This is a genomic window from Curvibacter sp. AEP1-3 (assembly GCF_002163715.1).
Classification (GTDB): Bacteria; Pseudomonadota; Gammaproteobacteria; order Burkholderiales; family Burkholderiaceae_C; genus Allorhodoferax.
Map to the genome: position 1 here is coordinate 985,502 of NZ_CP015698.1, position 19,576 is coordinate 1,005,077.

Here is a 19,576-nt window from a genome sequence, read left to right on the forward strand (position 1 = left end):
CTACAGACTCAAGCGGTCAGTTCCTTGGCGCTGATCTGGTACTTGAAGTCGTCCGGCGCGTACGAGTCCAGACGGCCGGCCGCGGTTTCTGCCACCGGGTACATCAGGAAGCCGAGCTTGGGTCCCTTGGATTGGGGCAGAACCACGTCGTGCGCCACGTTGTAGGCCATCCAGTTGCCTTCCCAGCCGCCGAACAAGCCTTTGTTCACAGGTGCCACCAGCGGGTTGCTGGCCGACTTGATCCATTCCGGCGTTTCCTGGCGCATGACCTTGGCCACGTCGGCGGGGTCCATGCCCACCCAGCCATAGCCTTTGAGGTAGACCTCGGCACGGCAGTGCTGGGCGCCTTTGAGGCTGGCAGAGTTGCCACCCAGCTCGCGGTAGCCGAAAGCGCTGGGCGCCACGCGCAGGCCATAGACATCGCGCGCAGGCACGCCGGCGGCGCGGCACAAACCTACAAACAAGGCATTCAAATCGGCGCACTTGCCGCCCAGGTTGTTGGTTTCCAACATGGTCTTGATATCACCTTCACCACAACCGCGTACCTTGGGCTCGCGGTAGGTGTTGGTCACGATCCAGTCGTAGATCTTCTGCACTTTCTCTACATCAGTCTTTGCGCCACGGGTGGCTTCCTGCGCGGTGGTGCGCACGATGCCGTCCAGAGGCAGTAAATCCGTAGGCTGGGTCCAGTACTTCAGGGTAGCGGCATCTTCGGCCACGGTGGTTTTCTGGCTCCAGTCCTGGGCGCGGCTGCGGGTGCGGATGCGGCTGGTCAGTTCGACAAAAGGCTTGGCCTGGTCGGCCGCAAAGTCCACAAACAGCATGCGGGCGCCGGTGGCGTTGTCGTCTTCCATGCGGGCGCTGCCATTGCTGGAGTAGCTGCTCTCCAGGGACTGCTGCCACTCGCTGTTGATGGAGGGCACCGGCAACCACAAGCGGGTAGCGCCTTGGGGTTTGGCAATATCGACCCGCGTGGTCACCTCAAAGGTGCGCCATTCGGCAGGTTTGGGGCTGAACTGGCGTTCTACTGCCGGTGCAGTTTGTGCAAAATTGATAGCAGGCAGCGCACATCCGGCGAGCGCTACAGCCGAATTCTTCATAAATTTGCGGCGTTCGGCATGGGTCGGGTTGCCAGTGGCAATAGTGATTTGATCGGTCATTCTGAATTCCCGGTGGGTGGTCTAGCCGCCTTCCCTGAGCAGCGCGGGGCGCTACACGGCGACGAAAGAGCGATTATCCCCTGCTGCCTGTATATTCAGCCCTCCTCTGCCGTAACGGCCCCACGCCTCTATCCCCTTTGAGCTCCGATTTTTCTTCCCTGCCGCCAGCCAGCGCCGCCCTGGCACAGCACGCCCTGCGTGCCTTTGAGCAGGTGGTGGGCAGCACCAGCGGCTTCAGGCGTCGCGCCGGTCAGCACCAGATGGCCGAGACCGTGGCCGCCACGCTGGCGCAGGCCGACATCGGCGAGCACCCCCACCCCACCAAGGCCATTGCCGTCATCCAGGCCGGGACCGGCGTGGGCAAGAGTGCCGCCTATGCCAGCACCGCCATTGCCATGGCGCTGGAGCGCAAGACGCGCGTCATCATCAGCACCGCCACCGTGGCGCTGCAAGAGCAACTGATGACCAAGGACCTGCCGGCTCTGGCGCGCAGCATGGACCAGCCCTTTGCTTACGCACTGGCCAAAGGGCGCGGGCGCTACGTGTGCAAGGTGAAGCTGGAGCGGTTGGTGGGCAGCGGCGCGGCGGAAGACGATTTGTTTGACGACCTAGCCAGCGACGATAGGCCGCAGCCCAAGGTAAGTGCCCTGTCGCAAGAAGCCATCGAAGAACGCCGCCAAGCCTTGTTTGAGAGCATGGCCCACAAGCTGGCCGTGGTCAGTTGGGACGGCGACCGCGACACCCTGGCCGACACCCCCGACCCGCGCGACTGGTCGGCCGTGGCCGCCGAGCGCCACACCTGCACCGCGCGCCACTGTCCGCGCTTTAAGGAGTGCAGCTACTACAACGCGCGCACCAAGCTCGCCGAGGCCAATGTCATCGTGGCCAACCACGATCTTGTGCTCGCCAGCCTGGGGATGAAGACCCTGCCCGACCTCGACAACTGCCTGGTGGTGTTCGACGAAGGCCACCACCTGCCCGCCGTCGCGCTGGACCAGTTCTCCAGCGCCATGGACCTGAGCAACCTGCGCTGGCTGGACAAGCTACCCAAAGTCATGAGCGAGGTGGCCGGCAAGCTGGCCCTGCACATGGGCGAAGATGTGCAGACCGTCACCAGCCAGCTCAAAGGTGCCCTTACGTCTGTCGCCCGCATGGCGATGGACTTGGTGTGGGCCCATACCGGCCAGGATGCCCATGGCGGCGGCAAAGATGGCACTTTGCGATTTGCCCACGGCGTGCTGCCCGAGGCCCTGCACGAGCCAGTGCGCCAGATTCAATCACAGGCCACGGGCCTCTCCAAAGCGCTGGAGGCGCTGGGCGTGGACGTAAAAGCCATCGCCAAAGACGATCCGTCCCAAGCCGTGCTGTGCGCGCAGCTGTATGCCCAGCTGGGCGGCATTGCGCCGCGCCTGGGCAGCTTGGTGAGCACCGCAAATTTGCTGCTGGAGCATGGCGAGCAGCCCTTGGCCAAGTGGCTGCAAGCCGAGAGCGACAACGGCTACCTGACCATGACGGCGCATGCCTGCCCCATTGTGCCCGGCGACTTGCTGCGCCAGTTTTTGTGGAGCCAAGTGCGCGGCGCCATCGTGACCAGCGCATCGCTCACCAGCTGCGGCAGCTTTGACTACTTTTTGAAAGAAGCAGGCCTTGCCAACAAGGACTACGTGACCGCGCTGGAAGTGGCCAGCCCTTTCAACTACGCCAAGCAAGGCAGCCTGACAGTGGTGCACACCCAAGCCGACCCCAAGCACGCAGATGCCTACACCGCCGAGATGGTGCGCGCGCTCATGGAAGACATCGAGCAAGTCAAACGCGGCGCGCTGGTGCTGTTCACCAGCCGCGCCCAGATGCGCACGGCGACGGAGGCAGTTCCCGGCCACATGATGGACATGGTGCTGGTGCAAGGCACGCAGTCGCGCACGCGGCTGCTGGCAGCACACGCAGAACGGGTGGAGAGCGGTTTGCCCTCGGTGCTGTTCGGCCTGCAGAGCTTTGGCGAAGGACTGGATTTGCCCGGCGCTTTGTGCGAAACCGTGTTCATCGCCAAGCTGCCCTTCGCCCCGCCCAGCGACCCGGTGGACGAAGCGCGTGCAGAGTGGCTGCGCAGCGTGGGCCGCGACCCTTTCAACGAACTGGTGATCCCCGCGACCGGCGTGAAGCTGCTGCAATGGACCGGCCGCGCCATTCGTACCGAGGAAGATCGCGCACAGGTCATCTGCTATGACAAGCGGCTCATGCAAACCAGCTACGGAAAGCGGATGTTGGCGGGATTGCCCGCTTACAAGTTGGGGACGCGGTTAACAGGCTGAGACGCCTAGCAAGCTCGAATTCATTCACCGACCGTTTTCGCTACTCTGCCACATCAGCCCGCCATGTCGCGGGCTTTGTCACTTTTTGAACCGCTATTTGCAGGAGAGCCAGAGAGCCGGTCCTGGGGCGTCGCGGCGCATCGTTGCAAAAAGGAAGTCGCGAACTCGAGTCCCTTGAACAAGGGAAAACACTAATTTCCGAAACCGCTTTCGGAAGAACAATGCGCCCATCCAAGGCCTTGTTCAAGGAGCGCTGTGTCGATTCAAAAGTTAGCTGACGCGTTGGGGTTGGCGCCCTCTACGGTATCCCGTGCCTTGAACGGATATGCCGACATCAACGTCAAGACACGTCAGCGCGTGCAGGAAGCTGCCCGTGACATGAAATACCGTCCCCATCCGGTCGCGCATCGCCTCGCCACCGGAAGGAACGGGGCCATAGCACTCATGACCTCGGTGCGGGCTGGAAATTACCTAGATGCATCATTCGCGGCCCTGCTCTCGGGCGCCGCTGAAGTTCTACGGGAACAAGGATATTTCGCGATGTCTTTAGCCTTGCCTGTCGGAGACGGCGAGCTCAAGGAGATGGATCGCCTGATTGAAGGTCGGCTGGTCGACGGAGTCATCCTGGCCCGAACCCGCACATTTGATTCCCGCGTCGCGTTGTTACAAGAGCGTCGAATTCCATTTGTAACTCATGGCCGGACAGAAACCAACGCTCCACACGCTTGGGTTGACACCGACAACGAGCAGGCCTTTTACGTAGCAACCCGTCGACTCATCGAGCTCGGGCATCGCCACTTGAGCATGATCAACGGCCCTGAGTCCATGACCTACGCACAGCTTCGGAAACGTGGATTCTTGCGGGCCTGTAGTGAAGCTGGGATGGATCAATCCAAGATCTCGATTCAACACTGTGAGGTGACCTCTCAAGCGGGGGAGCGCGCTGCAAATGAGATCCTGACGGGTTCTCCTCAAGTCACCGGCCTTGTCTGTGCAACCGATTCCCAAGCTCTGGGAGCCATGTCTGCATGTCGTCAACGCGGCATTCAAGTGGGCAGAGACATTTCTGTGACCGGTTACGGTAACAGTGAGGCTGCTGCGTATGCATCACCGCCCCTCTCCACCATTGAGCACGCCATCGTAGACAACGGGCGCCATCTCGCTGAATTGCTATTGCGTGTGATGGCTGGCGACGACTTGAACGCGCTCAACAGGCTCGAGCCGGTTCATTTCATTGAGCGCCCATCCATAGGCGCGATGCGTCAGGCCCCATCCAGAAAAGTGCGTACGGGCACAAAAAGTTAACTACAACGAGGAGACTAACTGTGAAGAAAACGTCTGCAACCCTGTTTTCAGTCCTGGTCCTTGCGGGGATCGCCCATGCCCAAACCAATGTCATCTCGACACAGATGCGACCCGTAGAAGAAGCTGCCAAGGTGAGGACCATCATTCTTGCCGGAGCGCCTGACACGGTGAACTTCATTCCGGAAGACGGCAATACCTACTTCACGCGCATGAAGGCGGAGCTCAGTGCCGCGCAGGGAAAGGTACACGCGACGATTGCCTTGGACGGAGAGCTGGCGCCAGTCAACCAGATCGGAGGGTTGTCTGACCTGGATGCTTTGCTCAAGTCCTTATCAGCCAGCCGCGAATTCTCGCCTGCAGCAGTCACGCTAGGCAAGTTCGGAGGGAAAAATCAGCGCTTCATTCCGTTGATGACCAACACCTTCCAGATGGCAGCGAACAAGAAAGCTCTGCAGTACCTGCCCAAGGGTGCAAACATCAATGCATTGACTTACGACCAACTCACCGCTTGGGGCAAAGCAATGAAAGCCGCTACGGGTGAATCCAAGATCGGATTTCCTGCAGGGCCGAAGGGGTTGATGCACCGCTATTTCCAAGCCTCGTTCTACCCCAGCCACACGGGCGGCATCGTACGGACATTCCGCAGTGCAGACGCGGAAAAGGGTTGGGCCAGCCTTCGTGAGCTGTGGGCTTATGTGAACCCACGATCCACCAGTTACGGATTCATGGAAGAGCCACTCAAGACGGGAGAAGTGTGGGTCGCATTCGACCACACAGCCCGTTTGCTGCCGGCACTGATGGAGAAACCGGCTGATTTCGTGGTGTTCCCAGCCCCCGCAGGTGCCAAAGGCCGCGGCTACATGCCGGTCATGGTCGGAATGTCCATTCCCAAAAATGCACCTGACCGTGCAGCCGCGGAAAGGGTGATCGATCACATGACCAAACCCGCCACGCAGGCGCTGCTCATGAAAGAAATTGGCTTCTTTCCCGTCGTCAAAGCCAACCTCGGCACGTTGTCCCCGGGGATCCAACTGGCGGCAGATGGCATGAACGCTGTGTTTGCGGCCAAGGATGGAGTCGTAACGCAACTGCCGGTGCACCTTGGTGCCAAGAGCGGTGAGTTCAACAAGGTTTACGTAGATACCTTTACTCGCATCGTTTTGCGCAAAGAGGACATCAAGACGGTACTGGGTGAGCAAGCCAAGGTGCTGAACGATCTTGTTCAAGAAACCGGCGCCCCATGCTGGGCACCGGATGTCTCCACCAATGGCCGTCCGTGTTTTGTTGACTGACTGAAAGACCTATGCAATCCCACTCCAGCCGGACACCTTATCTGCTCATTGCCCCGAGCTTGGTGTTTTTATTGCTGTTGTTTGTATGGCCTCTGGCAGAGACGGCATTGATGGCCTTTCGTACACCGGAAGGACTTTGGACCAGCCAGTACCTCAGCAAAATGGCAGGCGACCTCAACTTTTCGGTCGCCCTGAAAAACACCTTGATTCTGGTTGCCATCATCGTGCCACTTCAAATCGGAGTTGCACTCTCGATGGCGATGATGCTGCAGAAGGTGGAGTGGGGTCGCATGGGCTTTCTCTACATCTGGACTGTTCCCCTCGGTGTATGTGACTTGGCCGCCGGCCTGGCTTGGCTTGCCATCTTCACCGATCGGGGCTATTTCAGTTCTGCCCTGAATGCTGTGGGTCTCATCGATGGCCCCATCGCCTGGTTGAGCTATGAAAACCCCGTCGCGCTCTTCGTCTGCGTGATCCTTGCCGAGATCTGGCGAGCAACGTCGATCGTGCTGGTCATCTTGGTAGCGGGCGTCCAGTTGATACCCAAGGAGTACAACGAAGCTGCAGAGGTATTCGGTGCGAGTCCATGGACACGCTTTGTCAAGATCACGCTACCGCTCCTCAAACCCAGCATGCAAAGTGCTTTGATCTTGAGAACGGTACTTGCCTTTGAAGTCTTCGCTGTGGTGTATGCCCTGGCAGGGCGCGACCTGCCTGTATTGGTGGGCGAGGCCTACAACTGGCAAGGCGCTTACCAGAACACCCATGTGGCTTCAGCCTACGCAGTGTTCATCCTGGGCGTCTCAATTCTGTCTACGCTGGTGTACCTGCGCGTTCTGCGTGTACGCCGTGAAACATTGGCATAAGCATGCAGAACACCTCCCGATTTGTCACTGTCTCCGCCTTGCTGCTATCCGTCTGCTGGCTGGTGCCCATCGTTCTGATCGGATTGAGCGCATTCGTGCCGCGCGAAGCAGTCAGCGCGTGGCCCAAGAGCTTCATTCCTGAAGCTTTTTCGCTGGACACCATGCGCTTCTTTCTGAACTACGCAGGTGTCTGGCAGGCTGTGATGAGTAGCGTCTTGGTAGCCGCGCTGACCATGTTGTTTGCGGTGATTCTGGGTGCTCCCGCAGGTTACGCCCTTGCGCGATACGACTTCACGGGGCAAACGGCATACCGCCTTCTGGTCGTGATGACACGAGCCTTCCCATTGGCCATTCTCGCTTTGCCTTTGGTTACCCGCTTCATTAGCGTCGGCTTGTATGACACCCATTTGGGCGTGGCGTTGGTTCACACCGCTTTGGCTCTTCCCTTCTCCATTCTTGTGTCTTCCAGTCTCTTTATGGGTATCCCGCGAGAACTTGAAGAGGCTGCGTGGACGCTTGGATGCAGTCGATTGCAAGCGTTCATGAAGATCGTTTTGCCCTTGGCACTACCAGGTATGGCTGCGACCATGATCTTCAGCTTTGTAATTTCCTGGAATGAAGTGTTTGCAGCGAGTGTCCTTACGCTGAACAACCGGACCCTGACTGCTTTCCTGTTCGCCAGTCTCGAGGAGAGCCCTCTTCACTTCCGTTTTGCAGGTGGCTTCTTTTTAATTTTGCCTTCGCTGCTCTTCATCTTCGTGGTACGCAAGTATCTGTTCTCCATGTGGGGCATCAGCAACCGCTGAGTACAAAGGAACACTATGTCTTCCATCTCCATCCGATCTATCCGCAAAGAATTCAAGGGCCATCAGGCGCTCAAGTCGATCAGTCTGGAAGTGCGCGATCAAGAGTTCTGTGTGCTACTCGGACCATCCGGCTGTGGCAAAACGACATTGATGCGCATCATTGCCGGGCTGGAAACCAAAACCAGTGGCGATGTGTTTATCGGTGATCGCTGCATGAACGGGCTGCCACCTCGCAAACGGAATATCGCAATGGTTTTTCAGAACTATGCCGTCTTTCCGCATATGACCATTCGTGAAAACATAGGCTTTGGTCTTCGAATGAAAAACGCATCCGCTGAAAGGTTGGAGACCCAGGTTCAGCGTGCAGCGAGCTTGATGCACATAGAGCACTTGCTGGACCGCTACGCAGGCCAGTTATCCGGGGGTCAACGTCAGCGGGTCGCCGTGGCACGGGCCCTCGCAGTAGAGCCAGATGTGCTGCTGATGGACGAGCCCTTGAGCAACCTGGACGCCCTGTTGCGTCTTGAGATGCGTAGTGAGCTTAAAGGCCTGCTGCGAGATATCAAGACCACCACCATTTATGTCACCCATGATCAAACCGAGGCGATGAGTCTTGCAGATCGCATAGCGGTCATGAATGGCGGTGAAATTGTTCAATATGACTCGCCACCGGTGGTGTACGACCACCCTGCTGATCAATTTGTGGGGGGATTCATTGGTAATCCGCCTATGAACTTCATTACCGATAGCTCAGTGCAAGAAGCCCTGGGTTGCATGGCGCCATCGCCTGGCCTGACACTGGGTCTGCGGCCCGAGTCGATGGACCTGGTGGACCGCGGTGGCTTGCAAGTGAGAGCCAGGGTGGTCGAGATGCTGGGGGCATCCCAGCAGATCAACACGTTTGTTGGGGCAGATCTCTTGCGCATCAGTACCGCAGCTCAGCCCACCGTCATGGCCTCTGACGCTCTGCAAGTAATAGCAAAACCCGGCGCTGCTCGCTGGTATGACAGTCACAAGAAGCTTGTAGCCTGAACAAGGAATTCATTGATGCAATCACACGAGCAACTTCAAACAGTCGCGCGCGAAACACTGCGCAAAAATGATCGCGGTGGCTACACACTGCCCACACAAGGTTTGTATCCATTCCAATGGAATTGGGATGCCGGGATCACTGCTTTGGGATGGATGACATTCGACCCCGCACGGGCTTGGCGTGAATACGAAACGCTTTTTAGTGGTCAGTGGGGGCCTGACCACTTTGGTGGCGCCAATGACGGCTTTCTGGCCCAGATTACCTTTCACCAGGACAGTGACACTTATTTCCCCGGGCCCGACCAGTGGGGTACCGACAGCCTTGCGATACGGACAAGTTCAATCAGTCAGCCCCCACTGCACGCGACTATGTTGCGTTGGATGTGGAAGCAAGCGGTTCGAACCAGTGAGCGAGACAAGACCCTCGCCCCGCAGAGGGACATGGCAGAAGCTTGTCTGCAAGACTTGTTGCCCAAAGTGATCGCGCACCACCGTTGGTGGTACCGGTGCCGCGATCCGCAGGGTACCGGCCTGGTGGTGAACATTCATCCTTGGGAAACCGGGATGGACAACTCTCCGGCGTGGGATGACCCGCAGTCCGCAGTGCTCCCCACCCAGCGACCCTATGTACGCAAAGACTTGAACCATGTGGACGCTTCCATGCGCCCCCCGAAAGTCTTTTACGACCGCATGGTGAGCCTCATGGACTTCAATAGTGCGTGTGGCTTTGATCCCAAGCGCATCTTTGCGGAATGCCCATATCGGGTGAATGACATCGGGATCATCAGCATTCTTCAGCGGTCCAGCATTGATCTGGTGGCCTTATGCCAGGAGTTCGGCTTGCAAGACTCCGCAACGGAAATGCAACAGCATGTGGACCGCACTCAAGTTGCAGTGGAATCACTATGGTCTGAGCGCTGGCAGCAATATGTATCCCGCAATGCACGAACGGGAGCACTTTTGGATGTGCCGACTTCCGCAGGCCTGATGGCGGCATATGCCGGGTTCCAGAAAGATTGCGCCGACACGGTCGACTCATGGTTGGACGAAACCCTCTACGGCATCCCGTCGACCCGTAGTACCTATATTGGATTCGAGCCTCTTCGTTATTGGCGTGGACCCATCTGGCAGCACATCAATATGTTGATCGCCGTGGGATTGGCCGATCAAGGTCACGTGGAACTTGCTGACCGTATACGGGTTGATTCAGAGATATTGCTGCGTCAACAAGGCTTCCATGAGTATTACGACCCCACCAACGGCAGAGGTTTGGGTGGAGGAGAGTTTTCATGGACTGCTGCGACCTACCTCTATTGGATTGAACCCAACGCATCACGCTGAAGTCCTTGTCTTCAGTCGACATTTCTACCGAATACAACATTCGTCTTAAAAAATGACTCCGCAAAGTACTACCCAGCAACGTACAGAAACGGTTGAACGCACCATGCGCCCTTGGGGGTGGTACGAAACAGTATCTGAAGTGACCGGCAACAAAATCAAGCGAATTCAGGTCGCCCCGGGACAACAGTTGAGCCTCCAAAAACACAGTCAGCGCGCTGAACACTGGGTTGTCACTAAGGGCACCGCTCGAATCACCTTGGGTGACAAAGAGTTTGATCTAACGCCGGGTCAACACTGCGACATAGCTATGGGGCAGGTACATCGTCTGGCCAACCAAAGCGATGAAACAGTCGAGATTGTGGAAGTTCAGTTCGGCAGCTATCTCGGTGAGGACGACATCGTTCGCTTGGAAGACCACTACGGTCGGGTTTGACTATTTCAAACCCTCAGTGTTCGGAACTTCGCCCTATCGCCCTGAGGCACCAGCGGAAAATCGCTCTCAAGGCCAACCATAAAGTGCCCAGCGCCATCGGTAAAAAGATAAGCAAAAGATCAATTCGGATATTGCACTCGCCAGAACAGAGTACCCGCGCAAGCATGAGGTACTCGTACAGCGCGTAGGCCAACCAAACCAGGGCCCAGACCGCCAGGTGGCGCTCACGGTGGACGTACCAAGCGAAGCCAAAAGCCAGCGCTATTGCCAGTGCGAGAACTACAGCCTGTATCACCGCGCATCTATCTGCGGTACAGCAAGCGCGTGCTGTTTACGTGCCGCGTGGTAGGAGGTAAGCACCTGCGTGGCCACCAGGTCCAGTGCGGGGCGCGTATTGCCTTGTTTATCGGTCCACACCTTGGGTGTCAGTGCCCCTGCCAATGCGACAGCATCGCCATCGTCCAAGGCCATCAACGCGGCACTGGCCTCAGCGGCGAAGGTAATCACGTTCACGATCAAGGTTTCGCCATCGCCTGCGGTGGCTTTGACTTTGGCCAGTGCGAAGCTGCTGCCGTTTTTGCCCTGACGGATTTCAGCCAATCCCACCAAGTGCCCTGCAATCAGTCCATCGATCATGCTCACTCCTGCGGGCTGGGTTCCAAACGCTTCAAATCGAAACCTTGCTGGGCCAGGCGCGCGAGCAAGGCTTCGTAAGCCACTGGTTCAACTTTGGGGGTGCGCGACAGAACCCACAAATACTCGCGCTGCGGCTCGCTGACGGCGACCAGCTGGTACTGCGGGTCCAGATCGATGACCCAGTAGTTCCCCCACACCATAGGCAAAAACGACAACCATGCTGGGGCAAAACGCACCAGTAGTTTGGGGGAGGTGGCGGGGCCGACTTGTCGGGCGGCACCCAGCGCCTCGGTGATCTGGCCATCCGCCATGATGCAGCGATTGAGCACTTGCACACTGCCGTCCGGCCGGGCCTCGTATTCCGCACGGGTGTTGCGAGCGCACTTCTTTTGAAAGCTGTTGGGGTACTTGGCAATCTCGTACCAGGTACCCATATAACGGGGCACATCCAGCGTCGCGATGGTCTGCAGGGCTGGCTGTTCGGCATGGACCCAGGCAGAGCAAGCAGCCCACAACGCACCAAAGCACAGCATTAGAAGTTTGTTTTTCATGGCGGCAGTATGCACTGGCACGTAAGCCTTGCCGTGCGGTGGCGCACGGCTTTACAAGGCGTATTCCTTGAGCTGCTCCATGCTCACCCGCTCTAGCGCCTTGGCGTGCGTGGCCTCCAAGTGCACCGGCGGCGCCACGCCGGCCTGCAAGGCCTCCAGCCAACGGTTCACACAGAGACACCAACGATCACCGGGACGGAGACCCACAAAGCGATACTCCGGCCGGGGGGTAACAAGGTCATTTCCACGCTGCAGCGAATAGGCGAGAAAGTCCGCCGTCACCTTGGCGCACACCACGTGGGTGCCGTGGTCAAGCGCATCGGTATTGCAGCACCCGTCACGGAAGTAGCCGGTGAGAGGGTCGTACGAGCAGGCCTGCAAAGCAGTGCCTAAAACATTGAGTGCGGGCATGGTGAACTGGCTTTCTGTAGTCAGGGAAAAGGCCCCGAGGCACACGGGCGGAGCTGATTCCAGCAAAATCTGGGCAACGGATGCTGCCACAGCGGCAAGCGCCTTTGTTTCAAACGGATATTCAGGACGCGCCATGGAAGAAGACGAACGCTGCTGCGGTACCGGCACCTGCATCATTAACGCGGAAGGCCTGTGCTGGTGTGGCCAGCAATGGAACGGAACCGTGATGTGCCGCCCGGCCGCCGAAGGTGGGAAAGCTGTGACCGCCCATCCGGAGGATGCGGAAGATGTGACGAGAGATGCGCCATGAATGCACCATTTACACCGCCCCCCACAGGAACTCCTCTGCCCCGCTGGGCAGCCCGACTGGGATACGCCGGACTGATCCCGTTTGTGGCACTGGCTGCAGCAGCGTGGCTGGCTCCGGCCGCGCATCGTGCGCAGGCGGCTTTTGCCTTGTTGGCCTACGGCGCCACTATCGCGAGCTTTCTGGGCGCTATCCACTGGGGCCTGGCGATGCGCGGGCCACTTACACCTCAACCCGGGCCCTTCGTGTGGGGCGTGTTTCCCAGTCTGGTGGCTTGGGTCGCTTTGCTGCTGCCCCTGTCCCAAGGACTGGTGACCATGGCGCTGTTGCTGGGCATATGCCTGTCGGTAGACCGGCGCAGCTACCCGGCCTACGGCTTGGGCGATTGGCTGAGCATGCGCTTGCACCTCACGGTGGTAGCTGCGCTGTGCATGTTGGCCGGGAGCATGGCTGCATGACGCTCACAGACGCTGATGTGTCGCGCATTGTCGAAATGGCCTGGGAAGACCGTACGCCATTTGAATCCATCGAAATGCAATTCGGTTTGAATGAATCCGGTGTCATCGCGCTGATGCGTTCACACATGAAGGCCAGCTCCTTCCGTATGTGGCGCAAACGCATGGCAGGACGGGTTACCAAACACCGCGCCCTACGCTCACCCGAGGTGCAGCGGCACCGGGCCAGTCACACCCGGCAGGCATAAAAAAAGGCCTGCAGGCAGGCCTTTCCATGACGAGGCGGCTCCTGAGAGCCTCTGAATTTACTGTTCCACGAATGCGCGCTCCACCACGTAGTCGCCTGGTGTGGTGGTGTTGCCTTCCTTGAAGCCCTTGGCGTCCAGGATTTCGCGCATGTCTTTGTTCAGACCTGGGCTGCCGCAGATCATGATGCGGTCGGTGGCCGGGTCCAGCGGGGGGAGGCCCAAGTCTTCAGGCAGCTTGCCGGACTCGATCAGGGTGGTGATACGGCCCTGATGCTCAAACGCCTCACGGGTCACCGTGGGGTAGTACAGCATCTGGTTCGTGACCATCTCGCCCAGGAATTCGTGCTTGGGCAACTCGTTCTTGAAATAGTCGTAGTACGCCAGTTCATTCACCTCGCGCACGCCGTGGACCACGATGACTTTTTCAAACTTCTCGTACGTCTCGGGGTCCCGCGCCACGCTCAAGAACGGGGCCAAGCCGGTGCCGCTGCCCAGGAGGTACAGGTTTTTGCCGGGCAAGAGGTAATCAATCAGCAAGGTGCCGGTGGGCTTGCGGCCCACCACAATCTTGTCGCCCACCTTGATGTGCTGGAGCTTGGAAGTCAAAGGACCGTCCTGCACCTTGATGCTCAAGAATTCCAGGTGTTCTTCGTAGTTGGCGCTGACAATGGAATACGCGCGCAGCAGCGGCTTGCCGTTGTCTTGCATCAAGCCAATCATGGTGAAGTGACCGTTGGAAAAGCGCAGCGCAGGGTCACGCGTGGTGGTGAAGCTGAACAAACGGTCTGTCCAGTGGTGTACGCTTAAAACTGTTTCTTCCAGAAATGCACTCATGGGGGCCTTGCTTGAGGGTCAGACTGTGGAGCACCGCACAGGCCATAAAGACCTAGGGCGAAACCCTATATTGTAAAACTTCATACCCCTGAAGCCCGTTATATCGATATTGATTTGAGTCATGAGCCAGCACTTGTCTACTCCCGCTGAATCCGCCACCGCTCCGCTGCTGGTTGCCTGCCTGTGTGCCCAATGGTGCGGCACTTGCAAGGACTACCAGCCCCTGTTCACCGCGCTGCAGGCCGAATTCCCCGGCGCGCGCATGCACTGGGTGGATGTGGAAGATGAATCCGATCTGGTGGACCCGATTGAGGTGGAAAACTTCCCCACACTGTTGATTGCACAAGGCAGCAGGGCCACCTTTTTTGGAACCGTGACGCCCCACCTGGAGACGCTGCGCCGCCTGATCCAATCCAGTGCGGCCGAAGGAGCGCCTGCGGTGCGGGACGCCGAAGTACAAGCTCTGGTTCAGCGCTTGGGAGTGCGTTGAGTCACTGCTTTCAGCAAGGGGCGCCACAGGGCCTCGCCCTCAGAACCAGCCCAATCCAGCGCCCCTCGAACCACACTGCGGACTAGGCCTGTTGAGTCCACCAACACTGTAGACGGGTAAATCTTGATACCCCAAACGCGAGCAGTGTCGCCTAGTGGGTCGCGCAGTACGGGCAGGGTCAGTCCGGTGAACTGCACAAAGCGCGCTATTGCCTCGGGGCTTTCCTTGAGATTGATGGTCAGCACGACCAACTGCGCTTTCTCCCGCTCGGCCAACGCTTGCAGCGAGGGCATTTCGGCCCGGCAGGGTTCACACCAACTGGCCCAAAAGTTAATCAACACGGCCTTGCCCTGCAGCGCCTGAAGTGACACCGCTTGCCCGGTCATATCCGTCGCGGGAAACGCTGGCGCCGCGCGACCGCGAGGCCACGGCTGGAGGTCAAAGCCTGGGCTGGAAGATTCTGAGGCAGCCCGGGCCGCGGGCTTCCACAATGCCGCGAGAGCAGCCAGTGCGTGACGTCGATTCCAAATTGATTCAGGCATAAAAAGAGCTGCTGACGCCCATGGAATAAGCGCGAGCAGCTCCTGTATTGATAGCAACTATGAGGTTAATGCTCTGCCATCACAGCTTGGCACTTACCCAGGCTTGCACACTGGCCAGCGCGCCGGCCAGCTTGGCAGGCTCTGTGCCACCGGCCATGGCCATGTCGGCCTTGCCGCCGCCCTTGCCACCTACTTGGCTTGCGACAAAGTTGGCCAGCTCACCGGCTTTGACCTTAGCTGTCGTGTCGTTGGTCACGCCGGCTGCGATCTGCACCTTGTCGCCATCGACAGCGCCCAGCACGATGACAGCAGTCTTGAGCTTGTCCTTGAGCTTGTCCATGGTGTCGCGCAAGGTCTTGGCGTCCGCGCCTTCGAGCTTGGCGGCCAGCACCTTCACGCCGTTCACGTCTACCGCGCTGCTCACCAGCTCGTCGCCCTGCGCGGAAGCCAACTTGCCCTTGAGTGCTGCAACTTCTTTCTCCAGCGCCTTGACCTGGTCCACCATCTGGCCCAGGCGGTTGCCCAACTCAGCCACGGGTGTTTTGAGCGTTGCCGCAGCTGCGCCCACCGTGTCTTCCAGGTCCTGAAGATAGTGCAGTGCGTTGGCACCTGTCACCGCCTCAATGCGGCGCACGCCAGCGGCCACACCGCCTTCGCCCACCACCTTGAACAAGCCGATGTCTCCAGTGGCATGCACGTGGGTGCCGCCGCAGAGCTCGCGGCTGGAGCCGATGTCGAGCACGCGTACGGTTTCACCGTATTTCTCTCCGAACAACATCATGGCGCCGGTCTTCTGGGCAGACTCAATGTCCATCACGCGCGCTTGCGCTGCGGCATTGGCCAGCACTTCGGCGTTCACTTTTGCTTCAATCTGGCGAATTTGCTCGGCTGTCACAGGCGCGTTGTGTGCAAAGTCAAAACGGGTGCGCTCGGCATTCACCAATGAACCCTTTTGCTGCACATGCTCGCCCAGCACTTCACGCAGGGCTTTGTGCATCAGGTGAGTGGCGCTGTGGTTGCGAACCGTGGCGGCACGCTTGGCGGCGTCCACATGAGCAGTCACGGCATCGCCCACGCGCAAAACGCCGGTCTTCAGTGTGCCGTGGTGGCCGAACACATCGGCCTTGATCTTCTGGGTGTCGCCCACTTCAAACAGGCCGGCATCCGAGAACACCGCGCCCTCATCGCCCACCTGGCCGCCGCTCTCGGCGTAGAACGGTGTGGTGTCCAGCACCAGCACGCCGTCTTGACCGGCCTTCAGCTCGCTAACCGCCGTACCATCAGCGTAAAGCGCTACGATTTTTGCAGCTTGGGTCAAATGCTCGTAACCTACAAAAGTGTTGCCTGCGCCGGAGTACTCCAGCGCCTTGTCCATCTTGAACTTGCCCGCTGCACGGCCCTTGGCCTTTTGCTGCTCCATGGCGGCGGCAAAACCGGCGCTGTCGACTTCTACACCGTTTTCGCGGCACACGTCGGCCGACAAATCGAGCGGGAAACCATAGGTGTCGTGCAACTTGAAGGCCACCTCACCGGGCAGCACTTTCACACCGCCAGCCAAGGCTTCGTCCAGGATCTGCATGCCGGTGGCCAGGGTTTCGAAGAATCGCTCTTCTTCGACGCGCAGCACTTCGGTGATACGAGCCTCCTGTGATGCCATGTTGGGGTATGCCGCGCCCATGACCTGCACCAGGTCTTTGACCAGCTTGTGGAAGAACGGTGTCTTCTGGCCCAGCTTGTAGCCATGGCGGATGGCGCGGCGCACGATGCGGCGCTGCACGTAGCCACGGCCTTCGTTACTCGGGATCACACCGTCACTCACCAGGAACGCAGTGGCGCGGATGTGGTCGGCAATCACGCGCAGAGACTTGTTTGTAAGGTCCGTGCATCCGGTTTCGCGGGAAGCGGCTTTGATCAGCGCGTCGAACAAGTCTATTTCATAGTTGCTGTGCACGTGCTGCAGGATGGCAGCCAGGCGCTCCAGGCCCATGCCGGTGTCCACGCAGGGTGCGGGCAGTGGGGTCACGGCACCGGTCTCGTCCATGTTGAACTGCATGAACACGTTGTTCCAGATCTCGATGAAACGGTCGCCGTCTTCGTCAGGGCTGCCGGGCGGGCCGCCGGGAATGTGGGCACCGTGGTCGTAGAAAATTTCCGAGCAGGGGCCGCAGGGGCCGGTGTCGGCCATCATCCAGAAGTTATCGCTCTTGTAGCGGCCACCCTTGTTATCGCCGATGCGGATGATGCGTCCCTCTTGCTTTACGCGCTCAGGGGTCCAGCCAGCCTTGACGAAGATGTCTTCCCAAATGGAGTAGGCCTCGTCGTCTTCCTGGTAGACGGTGGCGTACAGCCTTTCCGCGGGCAACTTGTAGACGGTGGTCAGCAGTTCCCAAGCCCAGTTCAGGCTTTCCTTCTTGAAGTAGTCGCCGAAGCTCCAGTTGCCTAGCATCTCGAAGAAGGTGTGGTGGCGGGCGGTATAGCCCACGTTTTCCAGATCGTTGTGCTTGCCACCGGCACGCAGGCAGGCTTGCACGGAGGCCGCACGCACATAGTTGCGCTTGTCTGTGCCCAGAAACACATCCTTGAACTGCACCATGCCCGAGTTGGTGAACATCAGGGTGGGGTCATTGCCCGGTACCAGCGGACTGGACGCCACGACGGTATGCCCCTTGGAGGCAAAGAAGTCGAGGAAGGTTTTGCGAATGTCGGCAACACTCATTACGGGCTGGGTCATGACGGAATTTCTTCGAGTGGTGGATCAATAGAACCCACTATTATCGCCGCCCCCGCAGATGGACCGGCCGCTCCAGAGCCGTTCCATTAGCTGCGGGTTTATCCCAATAGGACTCCGACTGGCACACAACTAACATGTCAGTCATGAATCAAGTGGTAAACAGCCCTGTCGACGACTCGCTGAGCCAGCGTGCCAAGGCTTACCAAGGTTTCACGCGACAGGTGTTTGAGGGAACCATCCGTGCCGGGCAGTTTGTGTCGCAACGCGAATTGATGACCTTGCTGGATATGCCCTTGGGCGCGGTGCGCGAGATGATTCCCCGCCTGGAAGCTGCTGGCCTTGTCAAAACTGTGCCGCAACGCGGTCTGCAGATTGCCCATGTGGACCTGCGACTGATCCGCAATGCGTTTCAGGTGCGCTCCATGATCGAACGGGAGGCATTGCTGCATTTCGTGCACACCGCAACCGATGCCGAACTGGAAGCCATTGAAGCCAGCCACCACCGGATATTGGCCCGTGCCGCGGCGCCCGATGCATTGCAAGACGCCACCCTGCTGGACGAAGCCCAAGCGCTGGACTGGGGCCTGCATGACCGCATGGTGGACGCACTGGGTAACGACATCATTTCCGACCAGTACCGGGTCAACAGCTTGCGGGTACGACTGATCAAGCTCGAACAAAGCGTGATTACCCCGGGCCGCCTCATTCCAGCCATGCAGGAGCACTTGCGCTTTATCGAAGCGCTACGAGCGCGGGATGGCGCCAAAGCCGCCACCCTATTGGAGGAACACATCAGTAGCGCCCGCAACCGGGTCATGCATGCCCCACTGGAACAAGTGCGCAATGAATGGGGCGTCAGCTCCACCCCCCACATCGACCCGATTCCCACCGACAACATCAGGAGACACGTTTGAACCCCGATATCCACGGCCTTTGGCCCGCGCTTTTGCTGCCCGTCACCGACGACGGCACGCTAGATACCCCACGTGCCTTGGCCCATGCACAACGCATGCTCGAGGCAGGTTGCGATGGCGTGACCCTTTTCGGTACGACGGGTGAAGGCCCGGCATTCACGATGGCTGAGCGCAAAGGCCTGCTGGAGGCCATGTTGGCCCACGGCATCCGTCCCGACCAGATCATTGTGACCACCACCGCGTTGGCGCTGGGCGATGCCATCGAACTGGGCCGTCACGCCAGCGGCTTGGGCGTGCACCGTCAGATGCTGATGCCGCCCTTTTTCTTCAATCAACCCAAAGACGCCGGCATCATCGAGGCCGTGTCCCAGGTGGTGCGAGGCATAGGCGACGATGGTTTGAAACTGCTGCTCTACCACTTCCCTTTCATGAGCACCTTCGGCTTCTCGCACGCCGCCATTGCAGAACTGGTGCGCCGCCACCCCGGACAGGTGATGGGCGTGAAAGACAGCAGTGGAGACCTCGAGCACTCACTCGCCTTAGCCCGTGCTTTCCCGGATTTGTCCATTCTGGTCGGGGCGGAGCCCCATGTGGCACCGGTCATGTGCCAAGGTGGATCGGGCTCCATCAATGGCCTGTCCAACATTGCGCCGCGCCTGATGAAGCGGGTGATGAGCGCACCCGACAAGGTCAGCCAAGCGGATGAACAACTCATTCTTGATTTGCTCAAACTGCTATCCGTCAAGCCCGGCATGCCCTTTGTGGGCGTCTACAAAGCCATGCTTGCAGAGCAGTCTGGCGACGATGCGTGGCTGACCATGCGCGCCCCTTTGAGCCCCTTGGATAACACCGAGTTACAAACCGTTCGCAGCGGTTATCGTGCACTGGGTGCCACATTGAGCCACCTGTAAAC

At 59.0% G+C, this 19,576-nt stretch carries 21 protein-coding genes; 14 read left to right on the forward strand and 7 right to left on the reverse strand.

Going from position 1 to position 19,576, the window contains the following annotated elements:
* Window positions 1-8 precede the first annotated feature (8 nt).
* Entirely contained in the window at window positions 9-1,160 is a 1,152-nt protein-coding gene (locus AEP_RS04670) for a transglutaminase-like domain-containing protein (RefSeq protein ID WP_087494310.1), read from the reverse strand.
* A gap of 137 nt (window positions 1,161-1,297) precedes the next feature.
* Here AEP_RS04670 and dinG point away from each other — a divergent pair, with 137 nt between their 5' ends.
* The 8 genes from dinG (at window position 1,298) to AEP_RS04710 (ending at window position 10,544) form a co-directional block, all read left to right on the forward strand.
* A complete protein-coding gene (dinG, locus tag AEP_RS04675) occupies window positions 1,298-3,469 on the forward strand; it encodes an ATP-dependent DNA helicase DinG (RefSeq protein WP_232459928.1) in 2,172 nt (723 codons plus the stop codon).
* A gap of 255 nt (window positions 3,470-3,724) precedes the next feature.
* Complete coding sequence (locus AEP_RS04680) at window positions 3,725-4,774, forward strand: LacI family DNA-binding transcriptional regulator (RefSeq protein WP_087494311.1); 1,050 nt, start codon at window positions 3,725-3,727, stop codon at window positions 4,772-4,774.
* A 20-nt stretch (window positions 4,775-4,794) separates the two neighbouring features.
* Entirely contained in the window at window positions 4,795-6,066 is a 1,272-nt protein-coding gene (locus tag AEP_RS04685; RefSeq protein WP_232459929.1) for an ABC transporter substrate-binding protein, read from the forward strand.
* Window positions 6,067-6,077: 11 nt separating this feature from the next.
* Complete coding sequence (locus AEP_RS04690) at window positions 6,078-6,932, forward strand: carbohydrate ABC transporter permease (RefSeq protein WP_087494312.1); 855 nt, start codon at window positions 6,078-6,080, stop codon at window positions 6,930-6,932.
* A 2-nt stretch (window positions 6,933-6,934) separates the two neighbouring features.
* A complete protein-coding gene (locus AEP_RS04695; protein WP_087494313.1) occupies window positions 6,935-7,738 on the forward strand; it encodes a carbohydrate ABC transporter permease in 804 nt (267 codons plus the stop codon).
* A 15-nt stretch (window positions 7,739-7,753) separates the two neighbouring features.
* Complete coding sequence (locus AEP_RS04700) at window positions 7,754-8,770, forward strand: ABC transporter ATP-binding protein (protein ID WP_087494314.1); 1,017 nt, start codon at window positions 7,754-7,756, stop codon at window positions 8,768-8,770.
* Between the two features lie 15 nt (window positions 8,771-8,785).
* Entirely contained in the window at window positions 8,786-10,111 is a 1,326-nt protein-coding gene (locus tag AEP_RS04705) for an MGH1-like glycoside hydrolase domain-containing protein (RefSeq protein ID WP_087494315.1), read from the forward strand.
* A 52-nt stretch (window positions 10,112-10,163) separates the two neighbouring features.
* Complete coding sequence (locus AEP_RS04710) at window positions 10,164-10,544, forward strand: phosphomannose isomerase type II C-terminal cupin domain (RefSeq protein WP_087494316.1); 381 nt, start codon at window positions 10,164-10,166, stop codon at window positions 10,542-10,544.
* Between the two features lie 291 nt (window positions 10,545-10,835).
* On the opposite strand, the gene AEP_RS04720 is transcribed toward AEP_RS04710, so the two are convergent.
* The 3 genes from AEP_RS04720 to AEP_RS04730 are packed head-to-tail and all read right to left on the reverse strand — an operon-like array spanning window position 10,836 to window position 12,142.
* Complete coding sequence (locus AEP_RS04720; RefSeq protein ID WP_087494318.1) at window positions 10,836-11,180, reverse strand: single-stranded DNA-binding protein; 345 nt, start codon at window positions 11,178-11,180, stop codon at window positions 10,836-10,838.
* A 2-nt stretch (window positions 11,181-11,182) separates the two neighbouring features.
* Complete coding sequence (locus AEP_RS04725; protein ID WP_087494319.1) at window positions 11,183-11,731, reverse strand: lipocalin family protein; 549 nt, start codon at window positions 11,729-11,731, stop codon at window positions 11,183-11,185.
* Window positions 11,732-11,782: 51 nt separating this feature from the next.
* On the reverse strand, window positions 11,783-12,142 hold the full coding sequence (locus AEP_RS04730) for a DUF2237 family protein (RefSeq protein WP_087497187.1): 360 nt from the start codon (window positions 12,140-12,142) through the stop codon (window positions 11,783-11,785).
* A gap of 133 nt (window positions 12,143-12,275) precedes the next feature.
* Here AEP_RS04730 and AEP_RS20610 point away from each other — a divergent pair, with 133 nt between their 5' ends.
* The 3 genes from AEP_RS20610 to AEP_RS04740 are packed head-to-tail and all read left to right on the forward strand — an operon-like array spanning window position 12,276 to window position 13,152.
* On the forward strand, window positions 12,276-12,452 hold the full coding sequence (locus AEP_RS20610; RefSeq protein WP_157673048.1) for a hypothetical protein: 177 nt from the start codon (window positions 12,276-12,278) through the stop codon (window positions 12,450-12,452).
* Window positions 12,449-12,907 carry a DUF3429 domain-containing protein gene (locus AEP_RS04735; protein ID WP_087494320.1) on the forward strand — a complete coding sequence of 153 codons (459 nt, stop codon included), beginning with the start codon at window positions 12,449-12,451 and terminating at the stop codon, window positions 12,905-12,907. Before AEP_RS20610 ends, AEP_RS04735 begins: the two co-directional genes overlap by 4 nt.
* Entirely contained in the window at window positions 12,904-13,152 is a 249-nt protein-coding gene (locus AEP_RS04740) for a TIGR03643 family protein (protein ID WP_087494321.1), read from the forward strand. The genes AEP_RS04735 and AEP_RS04740 overlap by 4 nt, the downstream gene beginning before the upstream one ends.
* A gap of 57 nt (window positions 13,153-13,209) precedes the next feature.
* On the opposite strand, the gene AEP_RS04745 is transcribed toward AEP_RS04740, so the two are convergent.
* Window positions 13,210-13,986, reverse strand: coding sequence for a ferredoxin--NADP reductase (locus AEP_RS04745; protein WP_087494322.1), 777 nt, complete (start codon window positions 13,984-13,986; stop codon window positions 13,210-13,212).
* Window positions 13,987-14,107: 121 nt separating this feature from the next.
* Between AEP_RS04745 and AEP_RS04750 the strand changes: the two genes are divergently transcribed.
* Complete coding sequence (locus AEP_RS04750; RefSeq protein WP_087494323.1) at window positions 14,108-14,476, forward strand: thioredoxin family protein; 369 nt, start codon at window positions 14,108-14,110, stop codon at window positions 14,474-14,476.
* Here AEP_RS04750 and AEP_RS04755 read toward each other — a convergent pair.
* Complete coding sequence (locus tag AEP_RS04755) at window positions 14,455-15,018, reverse strand: TlpA family protein disulfide reductase (RefSeq protein ID WP_087494324.1); 564 nt, start codon at window positions 15,016-15,018, stop codon at window positions 14,455-14,457. The genes AEP_RS04750 and AEP_RS04755 overlap by 22 nt on opposite strands.
* 79 nt (window positions 15,019-15,097) lie before the next feature.
* Window positions 15,098-17,749: an alanine--tRNA ligase gene (gene alaS, locus AEP_RS04760; protein WP_087494325.1), complete on the reverse strand. Its 2,652-nt coding sequence runs from the start codon at window positions 17,747-17,749 to the stop codon at window positions 15,098-15,100.
* Between the two features lie 143 nt (window positions 17,750-17,892).
* Between alaS and AEP_RS04765 the strand changes: the two genes are divergently transcribed.
* Together AEP_RS04765 and AEP_RS04770 are read left to right on the forward strand one after the other, a co-directional pair.
* Window positions 17,893-18,663 carry a GntR family transcriptional regulator gene (locus tag AEP_RS04765; protein ID WP_087494326.1) on the forward strand — a complete coding sequence of 257 codons (771 nt, stop codon included), beginning with the start codon at window positions 17,893-17,895 and terminating at the stop codon, window positions 18,661-18,663.
* Window positions 18,660-19,574, forward strand: coding sequence for a dihydrodipicolinate synthase family protein (locus tag AEP_RS04770; RefSeq protein WP_157673049.1), 915 nt, complete (start codon window positions 18,660-18,662; stop codon window positions 19,572-19,574). Before AEP_RS04765 ends, AEP_RS04770 begins: the two co-directional genes overlap by 4 nt.
* The last annotated feature ends 2 nt before the right edge of the window (window positions 19,575-19,576 follow it).